This window comes from Caulobacter sp. SRI_008 (genome assembly GCF_057586355.1).
On record NZ_JBYCZS010000006.1, the window covers coordinates 127,859 to 150,867 of the forward strand.

At 69.2% G+C, this 23,009-nt stretch carries 24 protein-coding genes and 1 tRNA gene; 17 read left to right on the forward strand and 8 right to left on the reverse strand.

All coding sequences use genetic code 11. From position 1 onward, the window contains the following. Nucleotides 1-74: 74 nt before the first annotated feature. Both AC2YHT_RS07510 and AC2YHT_RS07515 read right to left on the reverse strand, forming a co-directional pair. Nucleotides 75-377 (reverse strand): hypothetical protein, encoded by a 303-nt coding sequence (locus AC2YHT_RS07510; RefSeq protein WP_487288954.1) that lies wholly within the window; start codon nucleotides 375-377, stop codon nucleotides 75-77. Nucleotides 378-381: 4 nt separating this feature from the next. Then, entirely contained in the window at nucleotides 382-1,353 is a 972-nt protein-coding gene (locus AC2YHT_RS07515) for a complex I NDUFA9 subunit family protein (RefSeq protein ID WP_487289019.1), read from the reverse strand. A gap of 142 nt (nucleotides 1,354-1,495) precedes the next feature. Between AC2YHT_RS07515 and AC2YHT_RS07520 the strand changes: the two genes are divergently transcribed. The 9 genes from AC2YHT_RS07520 (at nucleotide 1,496) to ptsN (ending at nucleotide 8,033) form a co-directional block, all read left to right on the forward strand. Further along, nucleotides 1,496-1,582, forward strand: a tRNA-Leu gene (locus AC2YHT_RS07520). A gap of 157 nt (nucleotides 1,583-1,739) precedes the next feature. After that, nucleotides 1,740-2,357 carry a ribonuclease D gene (locus AC2YHT_RS07525; protein ID WP_110120462.1) on the forward strand — a complete coding sequence of 206 codons (618 nt, stop codon included), beginning with the start codon at nucleotides 1,740-1,742 and terminating at the stop codon, nucleotides 2,355-2,357. A gap of 14 nt (nucleotides 2,358-2,371) precedes the next feature. Beyond that, nucleotides 2,372-3,001: an LPS export ABC transporter periplasmic protein LptC gene (gene lptC / locus AC2YHT_RS07530; RefSeq protein ID WP_487288955.1), complete on the forward strand. Its 630-nt coding sequence runs from the start codon at nucleotides 2,372-2,374 to the stop codon at nucleotides 2,999-3,001. A 39-nt stretch (nucleotides 3,002-3,040) separates the two neighbouring features. Then, nucleotides 3,041-3,595, forward strand: coding sequence for an LptA/OstA family protein (locus AC2YHT_RS07535; RefSeq protein WP_487288956.1), 555 nt, complete (start codon nucleotides 3,041-3,043; stop codon nucleotides 3,593-3,595). A gap of 10 nt (nucleotides 3,596-3,605) precedes the next feature. Further along, entirely contained in the window at nucleotides 3,606-4,367 is a 762-nt protein-coding gene (lptB, locus tag AC2YHT_RS07540; RefSeq protein WP_487288957.1) for an LPS export ABC transporter ATP-binding protein, read from the forward strand. Between the two features lie 194 nt (nucleotides 4,368-4,561). Further along, entirely contained in the window at nucleotides 4,562-6,061 is a 1,500-nt protein-coding gene (gene rpoN, locus AC2YHT_RS07545) for an RNA polymerase factor sigma-54 (protein ID WP_487288958.1), read from the forward strand. A gap of 119 nt (nucleotides 6,062-6,180) precedes the next feature. Beyond that, nucleotides 6,181-6,792 (forward strand): exopolysaccharide biosynthesis protein, encoded by a 612-nt coding sequence (locus tag AC2YHT_RS07550; RefSeq protein ID WP_487288959.1) that lies wholly within the window; start codon nucleotides 6,181-6,183, stop codon nucleotides 6,790-6,792. A gap of 52 nt (nucleotides 6,793-6,844) precedes the next feature. Further along, nucleotides 6,845-7,480, forward strand: a complete 636-nt coding sequence (hpf, locus tag AC2YHT_RS07555; RefSeq protein WP_110120468.1) for a ribosome hibernation-promoting factor, HPF/YfiA family — start codon at nucleotides 6,845-6,847, stop codon at nucleotides 7,478-7,480. Nucleotides 7,481-7,565: 85 nt separating this feature from the next. Then, complete coding sequence (ptsN, locus tag AC2YHT_RS07560; RefSeq protein ID WP_487289020.1) at nucleotides 7,566-8,033, forward strand: PTS IIA-like nitrogen regulatory protein PtsN; 468 nt, start codon at nucleotides 7,566-7,568, stop codon at nucleotides 8,031-8,033. 120 nt (nucleotides 8,034-8,153) lie between these two features. Here the strand turns inward: ptsN and AC2YHT_RS07565 are convergent, their stop codons facing one another. Then, nucleotides 8,154-8,546: a hotdog family protein gene (locus tag AC2YHT_RS07565; RefSeq protein WP_110120470.1), complete on the reverse strand. Its 393-nt coding sequence runs from the start codon at nucleotides 8,544-8,546 to the stop codon at nucleotides 8,154-8,156. 110 nt (nucleotides 8,547-8,656) lie between these two features. Here AC2YHT_RS07565 and AC2YHT_RS07570 point away from each other — a divergent pair, with 110 nt between their 5' ends. The 3 genes from AC2YHT_RS07570 (at nucleotide 8,657) to AC2YHT_RS07580 (ending at nucleotide 12,938) form a co-directional block, all read left to right on the forward strand. Next, on the forward strand, nucleotides 8,657-10,855 hold the full coding sequence (locus tag AC2YHT_RS07570) for a protein-disulfide reductase DsbD family protein (protein WP_487288962.1): 2,199 nt from the start codon (nucleotides 8,657-8,659) through the stop codon (nucleotides 10,853-10,855). Between the two features lie 74 nt (nucleotides 10,856-10,929). Next, complete coding sequence (locus AC2YHT_RS07575; RefSeq protein WP_487288963.1) at nucleotides 10,930-11,565, forward strand: LysE family translocator; 636 nt, start codon at nucleotides 10,930-10,932, stop codon at nucleotides 11,563-11,565. Between the two features lie 83 nt (nucleotides 11,566-11,648). Next, nucleotides 11,649-12,938 (forward strand): acetamidase/formamidase family protein, encoded by a 1,290-nt coding sequence (locus AC2YHT_RS07580; RefSeq protein ID WP_487288964.1) that lies wholly within the window; start codon nucleotides 11,649-11,651, stop codon nucleotides 12,936-12,938. On the opposite strand, the gene AC2YHT_RS07585 is transcribed toward AC2YHT_RS07580, so the two are convergent. After that, nucleotides 12,935-13,384 carry a hypothetical protein gene (locus AC2YHT_RS07585; protein WP_487288965.1) on the reverse strand — a complete coding sequence of 150 codons (450 nt, stop codon included), beginning with the start codon at nucleotides 13,382-13,384 and terminating at the stop codon, nucleotides 12,935-12,937. The two genes, AC2YHT_RS07580 and AC2YHT_RS07585, sit on opposite strands and share 4 nt — an antisense overlap. 89 nt (nucleotides 13,385-13,473) lie before the next feature. On the opposite strand from AC2YHT_RS07585, the gene AC2YHT_RS07590 reads away from it, so the two are divergent. Then, nucleotides 13,474-13,656 (forward strand): LPXTG cell wall anchor domain-containing protein, encoded by a 183-nt coding sequence (locus AC2YHT_RS07590; RefSeq protein ID WP_487288966.1) that lies wholly within the window; start codon nucleotides 13,474-13,476, stop codon nucleotides 13,654-13,656. Between the two features lie 6 nt (nucleotides 13,657-13,662). Here the strand turns inward: AC2YHT_RS07590 and AC2YHT_RS07595 are convergent, their stop codons facing one another. Continuing rightward, nucleotides 13,663-14,400 (reverse strand): DUF1353 domain-containing protein, encoded by a 738-nt coding sequence (locus AC2YHT_RS07595; protein WP_487288967.1) that lies wholly within the window; start codon nucleotides 14,398-14,400, stop codon nucleotides 13,663-13,665. 190 nt (nucleotides 14,401-14,590) lie between these two features. On the opposite strand from AC2YHT_RS07595, the gene AC2YHT_RS07600 reads away from it, so the two are divergent. Beyond that, nucleotides 14,591-15,193, forward strand: coding sequence for a thioredoxin family protein (locus AC2YHT_RS07600; RefSeq protein WP_487288968.1), 603 nt, complete (start codon nucleotides 14,591-14,593; stop codon nucleotides 15,191-15,193). Nucleotides 15,194-15,326: 133 nt separating this feature from the next. Here the strand turns inward: AC2YHT_RS07600 and AC2YHT_RS07605 are convergent, their stop codons facing one another. Then, the gene (locus AC2YHT_RS07605) at nucleotides 15,327-15,818 is read right to left on the reverse strand and encodes a hypothetical protein (RefSeq protein WP_487289021.1); all 492 of its coding nucleotides are present in this window, start codon (nucleotides 15,816-15,818) and stop codon (nucleotides 15,327-15,329) included. Nucleotides 15,819-15,921: 103 nt separating this feature from the next. Between AC2YHT_RS07605 and pgi the strand changes: the two genes are divergently transcribed. Then, entirely contained in the window at nucleotides 15,922-17,541 is a 1,620-nt protein-coding gene (gene pgi / locus AC2YHT_RS07610; protein ID WP_487288969.1) for a glucose-6-phosphate isomerase, read from the forward strand. A 182-nt stretch (nucleotides 17,542-17,723) separates the two neighbouring features. Here pgi and AC2YHT_RS07615 read toward each other — a convergent pair whose 3' ends face one another. Together AC2YHT_RS07615 and AC2YHT_RS07620 are read right to left on the reverse strand one after the other, a co-directional pair. Beyond that, complete coding sequence (locus tag AC2YHT_RS07615) at nucleotides 17,724-19,838, reverse strand: discoidin domain-containing protein (RefSeq protein WP_487288970.1); 2,115 nt, start codon at nucleotides 19,836-19,838, stop codon at nucleotides 17,724-17,726. Nucleotides 19,839-19,897: 59 nt separating this feature from the next. Continuing rightward, nucleotides 19,898-21,982 (reverse strand): TonB-dependent receptor plug domain-containing protein, encoded by a 2,085-nt coding sequence (locus tag AC2YHT_RS07620; RefSeq protein WP_487288971.1) that lies wholly within the window; start codon nucleotides 21,980-21,982, stop codon nucleotides 19,898-19,900. A gap of 153 nt (nucleotides 21,983-22,135) precedes the next feature. Between AC2YHT_RS07620 and AC2YHT_RS07625 the strand changes: the two genes are divergently transcribed. After that, a complete protein-coding gene (locus AC2YHT_RS07625; RefSeq protein WP_487288972.1) occupies nucleotides 22,136-22,483 on the forward strand; it encodes a hypothetical protein in 348 nt (115 codons plus the stop codon). 7 nt (nucleotides 22,484-22,490) lie between these two features. Further along, the gene (locus AC2YHT_RS07630) at nucleotides 22,491-23,003 is read left to right on the forward strand and encodes a hypothetical protein (RefSeq protein WP_487288973.1); all 513 of its coding nucleotides are present in this window, start codon (nucleotides 22,491-22,493) and stop codon (nucleotides 23,001-23,003) included. Nucleotides 23,004-23,009: the final 6 nt, after the last annotated feature.

Genomic DNA, 23,009 nt, shown 5'->3' on the forward strand with positions numbered 1-23,009 from the left:
AGGGCTTGGGTCAGAGAAAACCCCGCGTCGGGCGACCGGCGCGGGGTTTTCTGTTTCGGCATCCGACCCGGCGGTCAGTCCCACTCGATCGGGGCCGATGGTGCGGGGAGAATCCGCGTGGGGCCGATCAACGGGGTGCAGAGATAGCCCTTGGTCTCGGGGTGGCCGGGGCCTTGGGCCAGGAAGGCGCTGGCGGCTTCGCTGGCGCGGCAAGGTGACGTGAAGACGCCCCGCGTCGTGAACTCGCCATAGCCGGAGGCTCGCAGCGTTTCGACCTCGACTTGGCTCGCCCAGCTATAGCGGGCGACCCAGAGAGCAGGCAGCGCCACAACGGCGGCCGCGACGGACAGGATGATCCATGTCCGCCGCGTCGCCATCAGATCAGAACGCGCCGGCCGGGGTCGGAGCGTACTGGCCGCCCTTGCGGTAGCGGTAGAGGTAGGACGGAACCACGGCCTCGACGGCGGTGGGAACCACGCCCAGGTCGGCCAGGCCCTTGGCGCCCGGCGTCACGACATTGTCGCCGGCCTTCAGCAGCGCCACCTGATCGGTGGTCAGCGGCGGGGCCAGCGGCAGCAGCGAGGCCTGGATGTCGCCCAGCTTGCCCACCACGCCGGCCAGCGGCCAGGGCAGGGGCGCCAGCACGCGGGCGCGGCCGGTTTCGGTCAGCACGAACTCCAGCAGTTCCTTGAAGCTGTAGACGGTCGGGCCGCCCAGCTCGAAGGTCTGGCCCGCGGCGCCCGGCGTGGCGATGATCTTGGCGATCGCCGCGGCGACGTCGCCGACGAACACCGGCTGGAACTTGGTCTGGCCGCCGCCGACCAGCGGCAGGGCGGGCGCCAGGGCGGCCAGCTGGCCGAACTTGTTGAAGAACTTGTCCTCGGGGCCGAACACCACCGACGGGCGCACGATCGTGGCGGCCGGGAAGGCGGCGCGGACGGCGGCTTCGCCCTCGGCCTTGGTGCGGGCGTACTTGCTGCCCGACTCGGCGTTGGCGCCGATGGCCGAGACCTGCACCAGGCGCTTGACGCCGGCGGCGGCGGCCTGCTCGGCCACGATCTTGGCGCCCATGGCGTGCAGCGACTGGAACTGCTGGCGGCCGCTTTCCCAAAGCACGCCCACCAGGTTCACGGCCGCCTCGGCGCCGTCGAGCGCGCGGGCCACCGAGGCCTCGTTGCGCACATTGGCCTGGAAGACCTCGATCTGACCGACATCGCCCAGCATGCGCATGCGATAGGCCAGATTGGGCTGACGCACGGCTACGCGTACGCGATAGCCCGCCTTGGCGAGGGCGCGCACCACCTGGCTTCCTACGAAGCCCGAGCCGCCGAACACCGTGACCAGACCCTGCATCTTCATTCCTCGTCGCTGCGATGAAGGGGGGATTAGACGAGCCTGGGGATGTTCGCAAGAAAAGTGAGAAATGCGATTGACGCCGCCAGAACCTTTGCATAAACGTCCGGCCCTCGCAGCGGCCCAACGGGTTGCGCCGCGGGCCCAGGTGGCGGAATTGGTAGACGCGCTGGCTTCAGGTGCCAGTGACCGAAAGGTCGTGGAGGTTCGAGTCCTCTCCTGGGCACCACCCCTTACCAACCCTCGCAGATGCGAGGAGCGGGGTGGTTCCAAGCTTTCCATGCAATAGATATTCGGTTCATCTGGCGTGCATCGCCGACGTCCCACTATAAGGCGTCGGAGCGGCGCCGTTCGCGACGACGCCGACGCGTGGAGACGAAAGACACTTGGCCAGCTTTGTTCATGAAGGCGACCTGCCCGACGGCGTGTTCGCCGGGGCGACCGCGATCGCCATCGATTCGGAAACCATGGGCCTGCGCCTCGGGCGCGATCCGCTGTGCGTGGTGCAGCTGTCGTCCGGCGACGGCGACGCCCACGTGGTGCGCCTGGACCGCTCGACCTATCACGCGCCGAACCTGAAGAAGCTGCTGACCGACCCGGCCGTGCTGAAGCTCTTCCACTTCGGCCGCTTCGACATCGCCATGTTCCTGCTGCATCTGGGCGTCATGACGGCGCCTGTGTACTGCACCAAGATCGCTTCCAAGCTCGCCCGCACCTATACCGACCGCCACGGCCTCAAGGACGTGACGCGCGAACTGATGGGCGTGGAGCTGTCCAAGGCCCAGCAGAGCTCGGACTGGGGCGCGGCCTCGCTGAGCCCCGAGCAGGTGGCCTACGCCGCTTCGGACGTCCTGCACCTGCATGGCCTGCGCGAGCGTTTGAACACCATGCTGGTGCGCGAGGGCCGCATGGCCCTGGCCCAGGCCGCCTTCGACTATCTGCCCCACCGCGCCGCGCTCGACCTGGCCGGTTGGGAAGACGTCGACATCTTCGCGCACGCTTAAGGGAGACCCGGACGGTGTCGGACGTGGCGATGAGGAGCGGCTTCAAGCGCGATCTGCGGCGCTGGCGCCGGCGCTCGCGCCTGGTCCGGGCCGCGCGCGCGGCCCTGCCCGTCGCCATCCTGGCCCTGATCGGCTCGGCCGTGGGCCAGGTGGTCTGGCTGACGGTGACGGCGGCCGAACGCGCGCCGGAAAGGCCGCAGGCCCAGATCCGCATGCTCAACCCGCGCTTCTACGGTCAGTCGAGCGACGGGCGCGCCTTCCTGATCACGGCCCGCTCGGCGGTCCGCGACGACGCCGACCTCAAGCGCGTGCTGCTGGACGATCCGACCCTGACCCTGGGCATTGACGAGCCCAAGCCCAGCCGGGTGACGTCCAAGAGCGGCGTCTATCGCGAGGACAACCTCAAGCTCGTGCTGCGCGGCGACGTGCGCATGGACGACGGGGGCGGCTATCGCTTCGCGTCGGACGAGGCTTTCGTCGACACCAAGACCGGCGTGATCACTGGTGAATCCGTGCTGCAGGGCGAAGGTCCTACAGGACAGGTGAAATCCAACGCTTATTCCGTATATGACAAGGGCGACCGCATCGTTTTCCGCGGTGGAGTCCGTACGCGCCTCGATCGCGTCGACGGCGACGGCAACTGACGGGACCAAAGGACGATGCGACAGATGAGGGCGAGGTCGATGAAACGAGCAATGGCGGTCGCTGGCGTCGCCGCGAGCCTCCTGGGCGGCCTGATGGCTGGCCCGGCCATGGCGCAGAACAATTCCAGCGCGCCGGTCGACATCTCGGCCGACGAGCAGGAGACCATCTCCAGCCAGTGCAAGACCATCTTCCGCGGCGCCGTCGAGGTGCTGCAGGAGACCTCGCGCCTGCGCGCCGCCAAGATGACCCTCTACAATCAGAAGAAGGCCGGCGGCGGCGGTGGCGGCAACGGTTGCGGCAACGTCGACCGCGTCGAGGCCGAGGGCGAGGTCTTCTACGTCACCCCCAAGCAGGTGGTGCGCGGCGACCGGGCGACCTACGACTATTCGTCCGACACCATCGTGGTGACCGGCAACGTGGTGGCCGTGCAGGGCCAGGACGTGGCGCGCGGCGACCGCATGGTGGTCAACACCAAGACCAACGACGTGCGCATGGAGTCCAGCGCCAAGGGCGCCGGCAAGAAGAACCGCGTGCGCGCGGTGGTCTATCCCAGCACGTCCGACGATTCCAAGAAGCCCGCCGCCAAGCCCTGAGGCCGTATAAATGCAGTTTCAAACCCTTGGGGGCGGCCCGACCGAGGACGGTCTCTATGTCGACGGCGTCGGCAAGACCTTCGGCGACCGGGCCGTGGTCAAGAACGTCTCTCTGCGCCTCAAGCGCGGCGAGGTCGTCGGCCTGCTGGGCCCCAACGGCGCCGGCAAGACCACCACCTTCTACATGGTCACCGGCCTGATCGCCGCCGACTACGGCTCGATCTATCTCGACGGCGAGGACATCACGGCCCAGCCGATGTTCCAGCGCGCGCGCCTCGGCGTCGGCTACCTGCCGCAGGAAGCCTCGATCTTCCGCGGCATGACGGTCGAGCAGAACGTCATGGCCGTGGTCGAGATGCGCGAGAAGAACGCGCGCAAGGCCCGCGAGACGGTGACCAGCATCCTGGAAGAGCTGCGGATCACCCATATCCGCAAGTCGCCGGCCGTCGCCCTGTCGGGCGGTGAGCGCCGCCGCGTGGAAATCGCCCGGGCCCTGGCCAGCGAGCCGTCGTTCATGCTGCTCGACGAACCCTTCGCCGGCATCGACCCCTTGGCCATCTCCGACATCCGCGAGGTCGTGAACTACCTCAAGAACCGCGGCATCGGCATCCTGATCACCGACCACAACGTCCGCGAGACGCTGGACATGGTGGATCGGGCCTCGATCATCGCCGCCGGCGAGGTGCTCTTCGAGGGCTCGCCGAAGGAGATCGTCGACAATCCGGAAGTGCGCCGGGTTTACCTGGGCGACAGCTTCGCCGACCGGGCTTAAGGCCTCGGACACGATTGAGGCGGCGTCGTCTCGCCGCATCGACCTCGAGAAAGGCCTTGTTCTGCAAGGCCTTTTTCTTTTTCCGAGGACGGATGGTCGCACTGGCCCGATATTTGCTGGCGTTCGCGCCCCGTTAACCAGACTGCCCTTTCAATGGCGATCGTAAGTTTCGTTCGATTTGCCAGGAGGGCGCGTTGGCGCTCAGCCCAAGACTCGACATCCGGCAGGGCCAGGGCCTTGTCATCACGCCGCAGCTGCAGCAGGCCATCAAGCTTCTGCAACTGTCGAACATCGAGCTCGACGCCTTCGTCGAGGCCGAACTCGAGCGTAATCCGCTGCTGCAACGCGACGACAGCGAGCGCGAGGTCGAGCGCGACGGCGAGCCCGAGCGGGCCGTCGAGAACCTGGGCATGGAAAACGTGTCGGACTCCGCGGCCAACCGCGAGATGGACACGCCCGGCGACGACGTCTCCCCCGGCGAGCGCGCCACGGGCGACGGCGAGAGCGCCGACGCCGAGCACGCCGGCGGCCAGATCGACTGGTCGCGCGCCGGCGGCGGCGGCAGCTTCGAGGGCGACGACAATTTCGAAGGCGCCCTGAACCGTCCCGAGACCCTTTCCGAGCATCTCAACGGCCAGCTGGTCCTGGCCGGCCTGTCGCCCGCCGACGAGGCCATCGCCGCCATCCTGATCGACGCCGTGGACGCTGGCGGCTACCTGCGCGCCGATCTCTGGGAGATCGCCGAGCGCCTGGGCTGCGAGCTGGAGCGCATCGAGCGCGTGCTGAAGGTCGTCCAGGGCTTCGAGCCCTGCGGCGTGGCCGCCCGCGACGTGCGCGAGTGCCTGGAACTGCAGCTGCGCGACGCCAACCGCTACGACCCGGCCATCGCCGCCCTGCTCGACAATCTCGACCTGCTGGCCCGCCGCGACCTCGTCGCGCTGCGCAAGATCTGCGGCGTCGACGACGAGGACCTGCGCGAGATGATCGCCGAGGTCCGGGGCCTGACGCCTCGCCCGGGCGCGGCCTTCCACAGCGATCCGCCCCAGACCCTGGTGCCCGACGTCCACGTCCGCGAAGGCCTGGGCGGCATGTGGCACGTCGAGCTGAACACCGACACCCTGCCGCGCGTGCTGGTCGACCAGCGCTACCACGCCCGCGTCTCCAAGGGCGCGCGCAGCGACCAGGAAAAGACCTTCGTCTCCGACAGCTTCGCCAGCGCCAACTGGCTGGTCAAAAGCCTCGACCAGCGGGCCAAGACCATCCTCAAGGTGGCCAGCGAGATCGTGCGCCAGCAGGACGGCTTTTTGGCCTATGGCGTCGAGCACCTGCGTCCGCTGAACCTGAAGACCGTCGCCGACGCCATCGGCATGCACGAGAGCACGGTCAGCCGCGTCACCTCCAACAAGTACGTCGCCACCCCGCGCGGGGTGTTCGAGCTGAAGTTCTTCTTCACCTCGGCCATCCAGTCGTCGGAAGGCGGCGAGGCCCACTCGGCCGCCAGCGTCCGCCACAAGATCAAGGGTCTGGTCGAGGCCGAGCGGCGCGAGGCCGACGTCCATTCCGACGATCGCATCGTCGAGATCCTGAAGGCCGCCGGCGTCGACATCGCCCGCCGCACCGTGGCCAAGTACCGCGAGGCCATGCGCATCCCCTCGTCGGTCGAGCGCCGCCGGCTGATCAAGGAAGCCTGCTGAGCAGGTTCTCCGGCCCCTGCGACGCGACGCCGCACCCTGTTTCTCCCCGCCTGTGACGCTTTCGAGCAAGCGGTCCGGCCGTTTCCCGCGTTATAGGGAAGGGTGAAACAGGACCGCGCATGAGCCAGGAGAAACTGTCCGACGTGATCGAGGGGTTCGGCGACGACCCCCGGCCCGTATTGACCGTCGGTCAGATGCTGGAGGCCTTCGACAGCCGGGCCTTCGGGGCGACGCTGCTGGTGTTCGGCCTGCTCAACTGCCTGCCCCTGCCGCCGGGCTCGTCAACCCTGCTGTCGCTGCCGATCCTGCTGCTGGCGCCGCAGATCGCCCTGGGCGCCAACGCGCCGTGGCTGCCCGAGCGGCTCGTGGAAAAACCCCTTAAGCGCGACGACCTAAGGGGGCTTTTCCGCAAGATCACCCCCGTTCTGCGCCGCCTGGAGGTGGTGACCAGGCCGCGTCTGGGCTTTTTGTTCTCGACCGGCGGCGAGCGCTTCATCGGCGTGGTCTGCACCCTGCTGGCCCTGGTGCTGGTGCTGCCGATTCCCTTGGGAAATCTGGCGCCTGGCGCGACCGTGGCCGTCCTGGCCCTGGCGCTGCTGCAGCGCGACGGCCTGCTCGCGCTGCTCGGTTACCTGATGGCGGCCGGCAGCACGGCCCTGCTTTTCGTCAGCGCTAGTGTCGTGACGGCCGCCGTCAAGAGCCTGATCGGGGTCATTTCGGGACTCTTCTGAGGCCCTTTTCCTCCCGCTTGACACCGCCCCCGGACGGGCGCGTTGATAGGGCATGCAAGTCCAAATCTCCGGCAAGCATGTCGACGTTGGTGAGGCTCTGCGAGCGCGAGTCGCCGACGAAATCACCCTGAGCATCGGTAAGTATTTCGACCGCGGCGGTGACGCCGACGTCGTGATCAGTAAGGAGGGTTACGCCTTCCGCGTCGATTGCTCGGTCAAGCTGGCTTCGGGCCAGCAGCTTCTGAGCCACGGCTCCGGCGGCGACGCCCACATGGCGTTCGACCAGGCCCTGGCCAAGATCGAGACGCGGATAAGGCGGTACAAGCAGCGGCTCAAGAGCCACTCGATCGCCGCCACCGCCAAGCAGGCCGAGAACGCGGCCTTCTACGTGCTGCGCGCGCCCGACGGCGAGGAGGGCGGCGACCAGGAAGATTGGGCCACTGAGGAAGCCCACCCCGCCGGCGCCCCGTCGGCCATGGTCATCGCCGAAACCCAGGCCGCCCTCAAGACGATGACCGTTTCGATGGCTGTCATGGAACTGGACTTGACCGAGTCCCAGGCAATCGTGTTTAGGAACGCCGCCCATGGCGGATTGTCGGTGGTCTACCGCCGGCCGGACGGAAATATCGGCTGGATCGACCCCGAGCGCACCAAGCCGCTGAACGGAAACGGCTCGACCCTGAGCTAGCTGGAGCCTAAGCGGTCCCGGCGCGTTTCCGGGACCGCGGCGGCCGTGTTTCGGCGGCCGGCATAGAGCGAGCTAGTTGAAGTCCATGATGATCGGCGATCTTCTTGACCAGGGGGCTGTGACCCTGCGCGTCAGCGCCAAGGACAAGCGCCAGGTGCTCGGCGTCATCGCCGACGTCGCCGGGCGCGTGCTGGGCGTCGATTCCGACCTTGCGCTGGACGGTCTGGTCGAGCGCGAGGCCGCCGGCTCCACCGGCGTCGGCCAGGGCGTGGCCCTGCCGCATGCCCGCGTGCCGGGCCTGGACCGCGTCCGCGCCGTGTTCGTCCGCCTGGAAACCCCCGTCGCCTTCGACGCGCTGGACGACAAGCCGGTCGACCTGTTCCTGGCCCTGTTCGCCCCGCCCGAGGCCAACACCCAGCATTTGCGCGCCCTGGCCCGCGTCTCGCGCATGCTGCGCCAGCCCGACCTGCGTGAACAGCTGCGCCAGGCCCGCTCGGCCGACGCCGTGCACGTGCTGCTGGCCCGCGAGATCGCGACCCCGACGGCGGCTTAAGACCCCCTCCGGCCCTCCGGGCCACCTCCCCCAGAGGGGGAGGATCGCGACCGACGTCGCGCCATCAAGATGCTCCCCCTCTGGGGGAGCTGTCGCGAAGCGACTGAGGGGGTTTTCCTCTCAGCGCGCGAAAATGCTCCGCGTCAGGCACGAGAACACCAGCCGGCCGGCCTCGTCGAGCAGGTCCTGCTGGGCGATGACGATGCCCTTGCCCTCGCCGACCGGGTCCTTGCCCATCACCGTCATACGGCCGCGCAGGAGTTCGCCAGCCGGCGGATTGCGCAGCCAGCGCAGGGCGTCGACGCCCACCCGCTTGGTCTGCGGCCAGTCTGCGGTGGCCTCGCTGTCGAGGCGGCTCCAGATGGCGAAGACCATGGCGTCGGGCGCGCCCAGCGACAGGTCCCAGCCCGGCTGGAAGGCGGCGATGAAGGTCGCCAGGGCCCGCTCGTCCACCACCGTGGTTCCCAGGGTCACGACCTGGCCGATCTCGATGTCGTCGAAGGAAGCGGGCATGAATTCCCCTGGTTCGAAGCGTTCCCCGACCTGACCACGACGGCTTGACGGTTGTCGAGAGCGCGCGCACGGGCCATGTGTCTTCGCGAGTTTTCTTTGCAAGGTCGCCGATGCTGTCGCGCCGTCTGTTCGCCGCCGTCCTGGCCCCCCTGGCCCTCTTCGCCGCCGTCGCGGGGCCTGTCCGCGCCGAGGTGGTCAAGACCGGTCACCTGGAGGTCGAACTGGTTTCCCAGGAGGCCGCGGCCGTGCCCGGCTCGACGGTGTTCGTGGCCCTGCGCCAGAAGATCCAGACCCACTGGCACACCTACTGGCGCAACCCGGGCGACGCCGGCGACGCGACCAAGATCGTCTGGACCCTGCCGGCCGGCTGGACCGCCGGCGACATCGTCTGGCCGACCCCCGAACGGGTGCGCGTCGGGCCCCTGCAGGACTACGCCTACAACGGCGAGGTGCTGCTGCCCGTGCCGATCACCGTGCCGGCCTCGGCCAAGCCGGGGCAGACCGTGACCCTCAGGGCCGCCGCCGCCTTCCTGGTCTGCGAGGAGATCTGCGTTCCCGAGGACGCAGTGGTGACCCTGACGCTGCCGGTCGTCGCCGGCCCGGCCAAGCCGGATCCCAAGTGGGGCGAGGTGGTCGCGACCGTGCTGGCCAAGGCCCCCAAGCCGGCCGGCCTCAAGGCGGTGTGGACCCGCGACGGCCAGGCCGTGAAGCTGTCGGTCACCGGCGCGGCGCTGAAGGGCGGCGACTTCGCCGACGCCTATTTCTTCCCCTATTCCGGCCAGGTCATCGACCACGCCGCGCCCCAGGCCATCGAGCGCGGGCCCGACGGCCTGACCCTGACCCTGGCTCCCGGCTTCGCCTTCGGTCCCGAGGCCACCGAGCCGGTGAAGGAACTGGTCGGCGTCGTGGCCACCAAGGGCGGCTCATACGAGATCACCGCTGTCGAAGGAGCGCCCCTTCCGGGCTCCGTAGGGCTAGGCTCTCTGCCCGCGGCCGGCGCCGGTTCGACCGGTGGTTCTTCGCAGGCCGGCGGCGACACGGTCGCTTCCAGCCTCGCGGGCGGCCTGCCGGTCGCCCTGCTGTTCGCCTTTCTCGGCGGCCTGATCCTCAACCTGATGCCTTGCGTCTTCCCGGTGCTGTCGATGAAGGCCGCCAGCCTGGCCGCCCATGCCCACGACGCCGGCAAGACCCGCGTGCAGGGCCTGGCCTTCCTGGGCGGCGTGGTGGCGACCTTCCTGGCGCTGGCCGGACTGCTGATCGCCGTCCGGGCCGGCGGCGAGGCGGTGGGCTGGGGCTTCCAGCTGCAATCGCCGGCCGTTGTGGCGGTGCTGTCGCTCTTGATGCTGCTGGTGGCCCTGAACCTGTCGGGCGTCTTTGAAGTCGGCGCCGCGGCGCAAGGGGCGGCCGGCCGCGTCTCGGGCGGTTCGGGCCTGGCCGGAGCCTTCCTGACCGGCGCCCTGGCGGTGATCGTCGCCGCCCCCTGCACCGCGCCGTTCATGGCCGGGGCGCTGGGCTTCGCCTTGACCCAGCCGCCGGCCTTCGCCCTGCTGGTGTTCCTGGCCCTGGCGCTCGGTTTCGCCGCGCCCTTCGTCATCCTGGCCTTCGTTCCGGGCCTGCTGCGCAAGCTGCCCCGGCCCGGTCCGTGGATGGACGTGCTCAAGCACGCCCTGGCCTTCCCGATGTACGGCGCGGCCGCCTGGCTGGTCTGGGTGTTCAGCCAGCAGGCCGGCGGGATCGCCCTGGCCCTGCTGCTGGCCGCCGCCGTGCTGGTCGCCTTCGCCGCCTGGGCCTACGGCCTGGGCGAGACCCGCCGCTTCGCCGGCAAGACCCCGCTGGTGGCCTTCGGCTTCGCCCTGGCGGGCCTGGCCGGCGGCGTCGCCCTGACCGTCGGCGCGCTGCAGGTCCCGGCCCCGGCCGCCGCGGCGGGCTCGCAGGCGGCGCAGGTCGCCGGCCCGGGCCTCACGTCCGAGCCCTGGAGCCCCGAGCGCGTCGCCGCCCTGCAAGCCGAGGGCAAGGTGGTGATGGTCGACTTCACCGCCGACTGGTGCGTGACCTGCAAGGTCAACGAGCGGACCGCCCTGTCGGGCGCGCGCCTTGCCGACGCCTTCAAGGCCCAGAACGCCGTCCTGCTGAAGGCCGACTGGACCAAGCGCGACGCCACGATCGCCAAGGCCCTGGCCGAGCAGGGCCGCGCCGGCGTGCCGCTCTATCTCGTCTATCCCAAGGGCGGCGGCGCCCCCGTCATCCTGCCCCAGCTGCTGACCGAGGGCCTGGTCATCGAGGCGGTGGAGAAGGCGGCCAAGGGCTGAGCAGGCCGGCTCGCCTTCGGGCGGGTGTTGCGATTTGAGGTTGCGTTGTCGGGAGCGCGCGCAATCATCGCCGCATGAGCCTGCACGCCTACCTGCTGTTCGTGACGGCCAGCGTCGTCCTGGTGCTCGTGCCGGGACCGGACATGGCCTACATGCTGACCCGCACCCTGGCCCAGGGGCGACGGGCCGGCGCCATGGCCGCGCTGGGGATCAACGCCGGCGCCTACGTGCATCTGGCGGCGGCCGTGGCGGGCCTTTCGGCGCTGCTGCTGGCTTCGGCGACGGCCTTCGAGATCGTCAAATGGGCGGGCGCGGCCTATCTCGTCTATCTGGGCGTCCGCGCCCTGCTCAGCCGGACGGCGGCCAGCGAACTGGCTGACGGCGAGATGCGCGGGGCCGGCCTGGGCGCGATCTTCTGGCAGGGCTTCTGGAGCGACGTGCTCAATCCGAAGGTGGCGGTGTTCTACGTCGCCCTGCTGCCGCAGTTTGTCGAGCCTTCCGCCGGTCATGCGACCGCGCAGCTGATCCTGCTGGGCGTCACGGCAAACATGACGGCCATCGTCATCAACCTGATGCTGATCGCCGCCGCCGCGCGCCTGACGACGAGCCTGCGTCGCAACGCCAGGGTGGCGCTGTGGCTTCAGCGGGCCATGGGCGCGCTGTTCGTCGGGCTGGGCCTGCGGCTGGCGGCGACCAGGGCGGCGGGCTGACCGCTGAACCTGTCAGAAGCTTCATTTGTCACCTCCCGCCGCGTCGCTACCGTGCGGCTCGCACCCCAGGGGCGGAGGGCGAGATGCGGGCTTGGGTTGTTTTCGGGGCGATCCTGGCGTTGGCGGGACCGGCGGCGGCCGCGCCTCAGACCTGGCTGATGTCGGTCGACCGGTGGGGCAACGCCGAGCATTCGGTGCTGACGCTGGACGCCAAGGATGGGGCTCTGTCGGGCGCGGTCGACGACTGGACCCTGACCGGCAGCCGGCGCGGCGACAAGCTCAGCTTCGTCGCCGTCGACAGCCACGGCGTTCCGCACCGCTATGAGGCGACGCAGCGGGACGGCGTCCTGACCGGCTGGGCCGACTATCCCGACACCAGCAACAAGGCCCGCGCCCGCCACGCCTTCACCGCCCTGCGGCTGGAGATCCCGACGGGACCGCCGGGGCGGGTGACCTATTCGCCCGCCAGCTTCTCCAACACCTTCACCGCCGACCTGCCGCCGGCCCTAGTCATCCGGCCCGGCGACGTCGTGGCGACCCGCACGATCGATTCCGGCGGCGTCGACGAGCAGGGCAAGGTAGCGGCGCTCTACGGCAATCCCCAGACCGGGCCGTTCCTCGTCGCCGGGGCCAAGGCCGGCGACGTGCTGGCGATCCACATCCGCAAGCTGACGCTCAATCGCGACTATGCCGACAGCCTGGACGGGGTGGCCGGCCGGGCCATGTCGCTGGGCCTGGCCGCGCGATCGGCGGGGCTGGGCAAGCCGGTCCGCTGGCGGCTGGACCGCGCGGCCGGGCTGGCGCGCCTGGAGGATCCGCCCGAGCGGCTGAAGGACTACGCCGTCCCCGTCCGGCCGATGCTGGGCGGGCTGGGCGTGGCGCCGGATTTCGGCTTTCCGCCGCAGTCGGCGGGCGACAGCGGCCGCTGGGGCGGCAACATGGACTTCAACGAGATCGGCGAGGGGGCCACGGTCTACCTGCCGGTGTTCCAGCCCGGCGCCATGCTGTTCCTCGGCGACGGCCACGCCCTGCAGGGCGACGGCGAGACCACCCAGTGGGCGCTGGAGACCTCGCTGGACGTCGAGTTCAGCGTCGAGCTGCTGCCCTCGCGACCGCTGGCCGCGCCGCGCATCGAGACCGCCGACCGCATCACCGTGCTGGGCCAGGCTGCGTCGCTGGACGAGGCGGCCCGGGCGGCGACCGGGGCGATGATCCAGTGGCTGGAGCAGGACTATGGCCTCAACCCCTCCGAGGCCTCGCTGATCCTCGGCGGCGCGGCCGAGTACCGGGTGGCGACCCTGGCCGGCCGCAACGCCGGCCTGGCGCTGAGCCTCGACAAGGTCCGCCTGCGCGGACTGGCCAGGAAGCCCTAGCGGCCGCGCACGGCCTCTCGGATCACCCGCGTGGCGCGGAACCAGCCCACCAGCATATTCACGGCGTAGACAGCGGCGAGCAAGTAGGCGCCGTGCAGGGTGACGTCTTTCTCGCCCGGCCCAGCCTTGAAGGAAATGAAGGCGAAGAAGACGGCGAATAGCACGCAGACCAGCAGCAGATGCAGGCAGTTCAGCTGATAGCGCAGCACCCGCCCGTCCAGGCCGTGCTCGGTCCAGAACCGGCCTTCGTTGTAGATCTGCAGGGCCTTCCAACTGCGCCGAAACGACGAGAACGGCGTCTTGAACGTCACGACATTGGCCTCGACGCGCCGGGGCGGCTTGTTCTGCTGCTCGAGCAGGGTCGCCACGCGGTCGAGAACGCCCCCGTAGGCGGTCGTCGGGTCCAGCGGGATCGAACCCTTCAGGGTCCACAGGAAGTCGAGCATGGCCTAGCCGTACGACCCACGATCAAGCTGGGCAATGGTGGAAAGAGCGCGGCCTTGTCCGCTCGCGCGTCCTGTGGGAGCTTCAACCCATGGACGATCTCATCCGCAACCTTCGGGGAAGCGTCGCGGCGCTCGTGGCGATCGGCGTCGCCTTCGCCCTGGCTTCGGCCTGGCCGCTGACGACCGGGCGGGCGCCGAACCCGGCGTTGCTGATCATGGCCGTGCTGCTGCTGGGCCTCGCCGCGGTGGTCTGGCTCCGGCGTCGCCGCTAGCGGCCTCTACTTCTTCTTGTCGCCGCCCCAGGGCAGGCGCGCCCTCACGTCGTCGATCGGCGTGCGCGTGGTCGTCACCGGCGGCGGGGCGGCGATCACCGGCCGGGGCAGGGGATAGGCCCGCCAGCCGGTCTGGATCAGCGCCTCGAAGCCCTGGCAGCGCGGCATGATCCGCACCGCGCCGGTCTTCGGCCGGGCGAAAGGCGGCGGCTGGCGCACGTCCTGGCGGCGCGGGTCGATGAACATCCAGTCGCCGGGCAGGGCGTAGCCCCGCTCGCCGCCGGTCTTGACGGCCTGGTAGGCGAGGTTGGCCTGGAACGGCTTGACCCCGTACTTCAGCATGGCGCGCAGGAAGATGGCGTCGGCCTCGGCCCGCTTGCCCGGCTCGCCCACCGCATAGAGCCAGTCGTGGACGATGGCGGCGCGCGCCGTCGGCCCTTGCGGGTCGATGAAGCCCTGGCCGTACCAGGGCACGCTGGCGAAGTCGGTGACGTACCAGCGCGGCACGACGATCACCTTGCCGGTCTCGACGTCGCAATAGGGGAACTCGGCCTCCAGGGTGAAGAGCTTGCGCCCCTCCTTGGCCTGGTTGAACAGCATGATCGGCTGCGGCGTCAGCGAGCTGGGCGGCGTCGGCGCCACCACCGGTACGAAGACGGTCGTCTCCTTGGTCGTCGTGCAGGCGGCTACGGCGAGGCCGGCGGTCAGAGCGGCGACGAGGGAAAGCTTGGAGCGGAGCGTCATGATCGTGGCGTTCGGGGAGAAACGGGGCGAGCGATGCCGTCTTCTGGCGGCCGAAATGCGGCGGATCAAGCGCTCATGGGCAAGCTTGGCCGTTCGCGACAAAAGATTGCGCGCCCGGTGCGCTGTTCCACCGCAGGACGATCCGTGAGAATGTCTCGCAACGCCGACTGTCGCCCCTCGGAGGTTCCCCATGATCACCCGTCGCCTGATCGTCGCCAGCGCCCCGCTGGTCGTGCTCGCCCCCAGTTTCGCGCTCGCCGCGCCAGCCCCGGGCTTCACCGCCAGGGACATCGACGGCAAGACCCGCTCGCTGGCCGAGTTCAAGGGCAAGACCGTCGTGCTCGAATGGGTCAACGAGGGCTGTCCCTATGTGAAGAAGCACTATTCCGGGAACATGCAGGGCCTGCAGCAGGCCGCCACGGCCGACGGCGTGGTCTGGCTCAGCGTCGCCTCCTCGGCCCCCGGCAAGCAGGGCTATTTCGCCGACGGCGCCCAGGCCAGGACCTGGATGAGCGCCAAGGGCGCCAAGCCGACCACCCTGCTGCTCGACTCCGACGGCGTGATCGCCACCGCCTACAAGGCCAAGACCACCCCGCACATGTTCGTCATCGATCCGGCCGGACAGGTCGTCTACCAGGGCGCCATCGACGACAAGCCCAGCAACAAGGTCGAGGACATCGCCGGCGCCAAGAACTACGTCGCCGCCGCGCTCGCCGACCTCAAGGCCGGCCGCAAGGTCGCCGTGCCGTCCAGCCAGCCCTATGGCTGCGCGGTGAAGTACAAGGACGCGTAGAGCGCTTCACCACCCGTAAAATCCCCGCGAAAGCGGGGACCCAGGTGTTTTATCGTCGAGCGCCCCACGTTTCAGAAAAAGCCTGGGCCCCCGCTTTCGCGGGGGTTTTACGGAAGAGAAGGTGGCGCCCGCCTCAAGCCGCCGGCTGCGGCGGCGCCGTGATGACCTCGACGTTGTCGTTCAGCAGATAGACCATGTCGCGCAGGGCGAGGTCCTGCTCCTTGACGGTCTTGGCCGCCGACATGGCCGAGAGCTTTTCGGGCAGGTCCTGGCTGATGCCGCGCAGGATGCATTTGAGGTCGTCGACCGCGCCGCGTTCCTTCAGGGTGACGTGGCCCTTCATGTCCAGCGCCGACAGGGCCTCGATCTCGGCCTTGAAGGCGGTGAAGCCAGAGAGCGGGACGGCCGCGGCGGCGGCGTCCTTCGGCAAGGCCTGGCGATAAGCCTCGGTCTGGCCCTTCAGCGCGCCGGCCCTTTTGACGATGTCGGCGAACAGCGGCTCGCCCGCCACCGACGCCGGGGCCTGGCCCGGTTGCACCACGGCCGGAGCCTGGTCGACGGGCGCCGCCGAACCGGTCGAAGCCAGCCACAACATGGCGGAAAAGGCGATCGCGTCGCAGGACATCATGCGCTCCAGGCGAAAAACGTCATTGGTCTTCATGACGCCGAGACTGACCTTTGGTAAGCCCGCTCCCGTAAACACCGTTTTACCACATATGGAGTTGCCCGTGGCCGACCTCGACGCTGCCTGGACCCGCCTGGAAACCGCCGCCAAGGCCGCCGGGGAGAAGCGCATCGTCGAGTTCTTCGACGCCGAGCCCCAGCGCCTCGAGACCCTGACCCTCGACGTCGCCGGCCTGCATCTCGACCTCTCCAAGCAGGCCTGGGACGAAGCCGGACTGGAAGCCGCGCTCGACCTGGCCTACGCCGCCGACGTCGAAGGCGCCCGCGCCCGCATGCTGGGCGGCGAGGCGATCAACAGCTCCGAAGGCCGCGCCGTGCTGCACGTGGCCCTGCGCGCCAAGGCCGACGCCGACATAAAGGCGCAAGGGCTGCCGGTGATGGCCGATGTCGAGGCCGTCCGGACCCGGATGAAGGCCTTCGCCGACGCCGTCCGCTCGGGCGCGATCAAGGGCGCCACCGGCAAGCCGTTCAAGGCCATCCTGCACATCGGCATCGGCGGCAGCGACCTTGGTCCCCGCCTGCTGTGGGACGCCCTGCGCCCGGTGAAGCCGGAGATCGACCTGCGCTTCGTGGCCAATGTCGACGGCGCCGAGTTCCTGCTGACCACGGCCGACCTTGATCCGGAAGAGACCCTGGTCGTGGTGGTCTCCAAGACCTTCACCACCCAGGAAACCATGTCCAACGCCGCCGCGGCCCGCGCCTGGCTGGTCGAGGCCGTGGGCGAGCAGGGCGCCAACGCCCACCTGGCCGCCGTCTCCACCGCGCTGGACAAGACCTCGGCTTTCGGGGTTTCGGACGAGCGGGTGTTCGGCTTCTGGGACTGGGTCGGCGGCCGCTATTCGCTGTGGTCGGCGGTCAGCCTGTCGGTGGCCGTCGCCGCCGGCTGGGACGTGTTCCAGGGCTTTCTCGACGGGGCGGCCGAGATGGACGCCCACTTCGCTTCGGCCCCGCTGGAAAAGAACGCCCCGGTGCTGGTGGCGCTGGCCCAGATCTTCAACCGCAACGGCCTGGACCGCCGCGCCCGCTCGGTCGTTCCGTACTCGCACCGCCTGCGGCGTCTCGCCTCCTTCCTCCAGCAGCTGGAGATGGAGAGCAACGGCAAGTCGGTCGGCCCGAACGGCCAGCCGGCCGTGCGCGGCACGGCCACCGTGGTGTTCGGCGACGAGGGCACCAACGTCCAGCACGCGTATTTCCAGTGCATGCACCAGGGGACCGACATCACCCCGATGGAGCTGATCGGCCTGGCCAAGTCGGATGAAGGTCCGGCCGGCATGCACGAGAAGCTGCTGTCCAACCTGCTGGCCCAGGCCGAAGCCTTCATGGTCGGCCGTACGACGCAAGACGTGGTCGCCGAGCTGCAGGCCAAGGGCGTCTCGGAAGCCGAGATCGCGACCCTGGCCCCCCAGCGCACCTTCGCCGGCAACCGCCCGTCGACCCTGGTGCTGCTCGACCGCCTGACGCCCCGGACCTTCGGCGCCCTGATCGCCCTCTATGAGCACAAGACCTTCGTCGAGGGCGTGATCTGGGGGATCAACAGCTTCGACCAGTGGGGCGTGGAGCTGGGCAAGGTGATGGCCGGCCGCATCCTGCCGGAACTGGAAGCCGGCGCTGTGGGCAGCCACGACGCCTCGACCAGCGCCCTGATCGACCGGCTGAAGAAGTAGAAGCCTGGGGCGGGTAGGCATTCAGGCGCTTGAGCCGATTTTTCATCGAGCATCCCCGCGAAGGCGGGGATCCAAGCCGAGCCCACAGGTGATCCGCAGCCTCGCCTCTTCCTGAACGTCCGCGTGGATCCCCGCCTTCGCCGGGAATAGCGGATTTGGGGTGGCCGAGTGCCGATCCGCCCTCAGCCCTTCCAACCCACCACGGTCAGCGAATAGGCCGGCAGCGTCAGCGCGCCGGCCGCCGCCGTGAACCGCCGGGGCGGTAGCGAGCGCGCGGGCCGGCTTTTCGGCCCCGCGTCGCGCCAGGCGTATTGCGCGGGGCCGAACTGGACGACGTCCAGCGGTCCCGCGACCGGCCGCCGGCCCTGGTTGGTCAGCAGGTCCAGCGCGATGCGCCGGGCATGGGTCTTGTCGCGATTGACCAGCATCACCGCCCAGCGGCCGTCCGGCCGGCGCAGGGCGTAGGCGGTGACCAGCGGCCGGCCCTTGGCGTCGAGCGCCGCTCCGGTCGCCGGCCACACCTCGTGGACCCCGCCGCCGGGCGCGGCCCAGTCGCGGGTCATCATCCGCGCGGCCCAATAGGCCGGCATCGGCCAGCGCGCCTGACCCTTCGCGTCGGCCTGCCACAGCATCATGTTGCCGTAACCGGCGCAGGCCAGGTGCTGGTTGATCGGCACATTGGGGCCGTAGCCGAACAGGTAGGCCGCATCCCCGCCCAGGGTCAGGAATTGGCCGACGATGTCGGCGTTCAGCAGGGCGCTGGGCATCTGCGCCATCGCCCGCCCCGAATAGGCCGAGAAGCCGTACTCGCTGATCACCCAGGGGATGTCGGCCGGGATCTCGTCGTCGGCGAAGCGCTGGAACAGGGCCGCGTTCAGCGTGGTCTGCTCGCGCAGCTTGTCCTCGATGTCGCCGCATAGATCGTCGAACGGATAGCGTTCGTAGGAGAAGAAGCCGAGGCGCCCGATCTCACCGCGCTGGCGCAGGTAGCGCATCAACCGCCGGGTCCAGGAATGGTCGGGGTCCTCGTCCAGCCAGGTGTCGGCGATCCCGCTCTGCAGGCTGGGACCGCCGAAGACCAGGGCCGGATCGATCGCGCCCAGGGCCTTGGCGAAGGCTAGGTACAGCGCCCCATAGCTCTCGGCGTCGACATACTGGCCGTCGGGTTCCTCGCCGAGTTCGACCTGGGTCACAGGGTGACCTTTGCTGCGCAGGTAGCGGATCAGCGCTGCGCCGTTCTCGGGCGTGTCGTACAGCACCCCCACCGGAACCATCATCGGCCGGCCGTTCGTCAGGCCGCTGGCGTAGACGAGGTCGATCCCCGGCTGCTCCAGGTCGCGATCCTGGTCGATGGCCCGGTGCCATGGATCGGTCGACGACACCTGGGCGTAGGTCTGTCCACGTCCGGAGCGGGCGTGGCGGACGCGGTCGATGAAGCGGCCGTCCGTGTCGACCGTCCCGAACCCGGCCTCGCGGATGGCGTAGCCCAGACCGTCGCGGACGTCGGTCGAGCCGACCGGCGCGGTCCCCGACGACTTAGTCATCAGTATACGGACGAATCGGGCCTCGACTGGCTTCTCGAACCGCAACAAGGCCTCGCCGCCATGGCCGTCGGTCACCGCGCCGCCCGGAAAGTCGACCCAGCGCCCGGCGGGGTCGTATTCGTCGACCCCCACCCAGTGCTGCACCCGATAGGCGACGGCGTAGGGTGTTCCCCAGCGGATGCGCGCGGCTGAGACCGGTCCGTTGGCGCCGAGGTCGAACTTGGCCCATTCGGGCAAGGCCGGCGCGCCGGTGTAGCGTGGGTCCAGATAGGGGTTCGACTTCCAGAAGCTTTCCGGATCACCGTCGTCCAGCCGCGAGAAGCCGCTGTTGTTGGCGTTGTCCACGCTGTCGCCGCGCCGGGGCAGGGCGTAGCCGTGGCTCAGGCGGATCGGCGGACCGGGCTGGTCGCTGGAGGTCCAGTAGCCCTGGCGGCGGGCCGGATCGCTCCAGCTTCCGCGCGGGTTCCAGTGCCAGGCCTCGATGCCCAGTTCGGTGCGCAGGCGATAGGTGATCGGCTTGAGGCCGCCCTGGCGCATGCGCGCGACATTGTGGGCGGTGTAGAGCGGGGCGACCTCGCCTCGGCCCATGCCGTCCAGTCCCGCCCCGAGGGCGGCGGCCGGATCGATGCGGTTGGCCGGCCGCCCGGCCGTCAGGTCGATGGTCACCGTGTCGGCCGCCGGGGTCGCTGCATAGCCTTGCGAGACGGCGAGGCCCGTGCAGGCGATCAGCAGGGCGAGAACCGGGCGACGCATGGACGACCTCCGTCGGGAGGATCGGCCTTTGGCCCGGCCCCGCGCCGCCGTCAACGCTCCTAGAAGGTCTTGCGCACCCGCAGCTGCACGAAGGTCCGCGGATCGATGTCGCGCACCTCGACATAGTCCACCGTGCGCGGGCTGCGGCTGGCGTAGACCGTGCGGGTGACGACGAAGTCGTCCCAGATGTTCAGCTGGGCGCGGATGGCCAGGGTCGGGGTCGGCTTGTACTCGGCGAAGGCCTCGTAATAGTTCGTGCCGCGCCACTTGCTGGTCTGGTCGGGGCCATAGGTGCCCTGGCCCAGCAGCGGCAGCCAGTTGATCCCCCACTGGGTCTTCCAGGCGACGATGTCCTGCTCGAAGCCGATATTGGCCTGGGTCGGGCGCACCTGCGAGATCGGCCGTTCCTTGGCGGTGGTCGGGTCGGTGACCTTGGTCTGGTTCCAGTCGTTCTTGAAGGTGAAGCGGCCGCCCTTGATCCCCAGCTTGTCGGTCGGGACCACGATGTTGAGCGCCAGCTTGTCCAGCGTGCCGTCGCCGATGTTGCCGGTCGCCGACAGGCCGCCGGGCAGGGGCAGGCGGTCGATGACGCCGACGATCTCGTCGTGGCGCAGGGTCAGGGCGACCACGCCCTGGCCCCAGAACCGGCGCTCATAGGTCAGTTCCGAGATCCAGCGCTGCTCGGGCACCAGGTTGACGTTGCCGGCATAGACGTTGCCGTCGCCGAACTCGGCCGAGGCGGCGAAGTCGCCGAAATCCAGCTGACCCAGCTCGCGCTCGAAGCGGAAGCGCACCTGGTGGCCGGCCTTGGGCGTCCAGGTCGCCTGGAAGCGGGGCTTGGCGTAGAAGAAGCTTTCTTCCTGGTCGGCGTCGCCCGACTGGCTGATGGTCGAGGTCTCCAGCCGCAGGCCGCCCTCCAGGGTCAGCTTGGGGCTGACCCGCCAGGTGCCCTTGGTGAAGAGCTCGCCGCGCAGTTCCTCGACCTTGACCGAAGCCGAGGGCAGGACGATCGGCGTTCCGCCCACCGAATAGGCCTGATCGACGTCGAGCATGTTGTAGGCGACTTCGCCGCCGGCCTCGATCGTCAGGCCGGCCGAGCGCTCGTGGCGAACCAGGGCGCGCAGGATCGATTCCTGGGTCTTGCCCTCGGCCGTGAAGCGCTCCGGGTCGCCGGCGACGCCGCCGACGGTCTGGCCGTAAGTCGCCACCTCGTCATAGCTGCTGAATTCGTGGATCGCCCGGGTCTCCAGCGCCCAGCGCGGGGCCAGGGGGCGGGTGTAGGTCAGGCCCAGTTCGCCCGACTTGTTGTCTTCCTCGTAGGCGCTGCGGCGGAAGGCGGTGGCCGAGGCGGTCTCCTGCCATTCGTCCCAGTTGCTGATGCCGTACTTGGCCGTGGCCTCCAGCTTGCCGCCGGCGACCGGGCCCGAGAAGTTGCCACGGATCCCGGTGCTGCCGCCGTAGCCGTCGTTGAGATAGCTCTCGTCGCGCAGCAGGGCGCCCGAGGCGCTCTTGCGGGTCAGGCGGCCGGCGCCGTTGGAGTCGCTGGAGCTGATGCCGTTCGACAGGGTCACGCCCCAGCTCTTCTCGCCGTTGCGGGCGGTGAACTGGTAGGAGCCGCCGTAGAGGTCCTTGCCGCCGTCGAAGATGGCGGCGTTGTAGGTCAGCACCGACTGGCGGCTGACGCCCTTCTTCAGGATCACGTTGGCGACGACGCCGTAGCCCTGCATGTCGATGCCGGGCGCGCCGCCGCGGATCAGCTCGATGCGCTCGACCTGGTTGGCCGGCGTGCGCGACAGCACGTTCGAGCCGGTGTCGTTCTTCGAGGCCGGGCGGTTGTTGTTGATCAGGATGTTGCCGACCGAGCCCTCGAAGCCGCGGGTGCCGGCTCCGTCGTTGACCACGAAGCCGGGCAGGCGGTCGACCATGTCGAGCGCGGTGTTGGGGCGCAGGGTGGCGAAGAAGTCCGGCGTGAACACCAGCACGCCCTTCTGGGCGGCGTCGTCCATCGGCGCCTGGCTGGTCGGGCCGGTCGGAACCGGAGCCTGGGCGGCCTGCGCGCTATCTGCGGCCTGGGCGGCGCCAGCGGCCCCAGCGGCAATGCACAGCGCCAGGGCGGCCCCGGCGAACAACACGGACTTGGACATCTCACTTCCCCTCAATCCCGGGGAAGGTCTTGCCGCGTGGAGGCTCCGATCTCAAATTAAACGGCTGAAATGTGGATTAAATATAGGAAATCATTACGGGAAGTTCAGGATCGGGATCTCCCGTCTTGCTCTCAAACCCCGAGCTGCCTTGTCTTGCTGGTGTTCATGCGCTTTGAGAGGTCCATGAACAGTCTTCGGGTGCAGATATTGGCGGGAGACACATGGATCGGCGACGCCGTCCTGATCCCGTCGGATCCATCCATGGGGGTGGCGTTCGCGGTGTTCGAGCCTGGTCCCGACTATGTCGCCGACCGACATGCCCGCGCGACCGAACGGCGAGAGCTCATGAACGACCCGGCTGCGCTGAAGGTCCACACCGCCAAAGGCGCTGTCCTCGTCTGCGCAGGCGTCGATCTGATGGACTTCTCCGAAACCCTGGGCGCGGACGGCCGCGAGATCCACGTCATCGGCATCGAGCGGTTCGAAGACTATTTCGATTGATCCATTTATGACCCCCGATCTGAAATCGCTGCTGTCCCGGCGTATCCACCCGGACGACTCCCTGCCGGGCGAACCGGCGAAGGATGACCCCTATCGCGAATGGGGCGACCTGCCGGTCTCCGTCTCGGTTTTCGACCACTGGCTGTCGGAGGAGGAGTACATCGCCGAACCCGTCGTCCGCCACCACGACGCGGTGAAGAAGGGCCTGATGGCGGGCTATCTGGAGGGCGAGCGGCGGTTCGAGGCGTTTTATGCCGAACTCGGCCGTGAAGGCGCCTATCTGGAGGCGCGCTGGCGCCAGGGCGGACGCCGCTTCGTGCCGGCGTCGAGCGGCCTGCTGAAGCGCATTGTACGCCACAGCCTGCGTGAAGGACGTGGCATGGACCTTGTCTTCGTGGCCGCGCCCGTGCGGGTGATCGGCGGCTGGAACCGCACCGACCTGCTGCTGTCCGAAACGGCCGCCATCCGGAACGAGGTGGCCGCAGCGGCGATGCGCCATGGCCTTCACGTCCTGCCCTAGACGCCG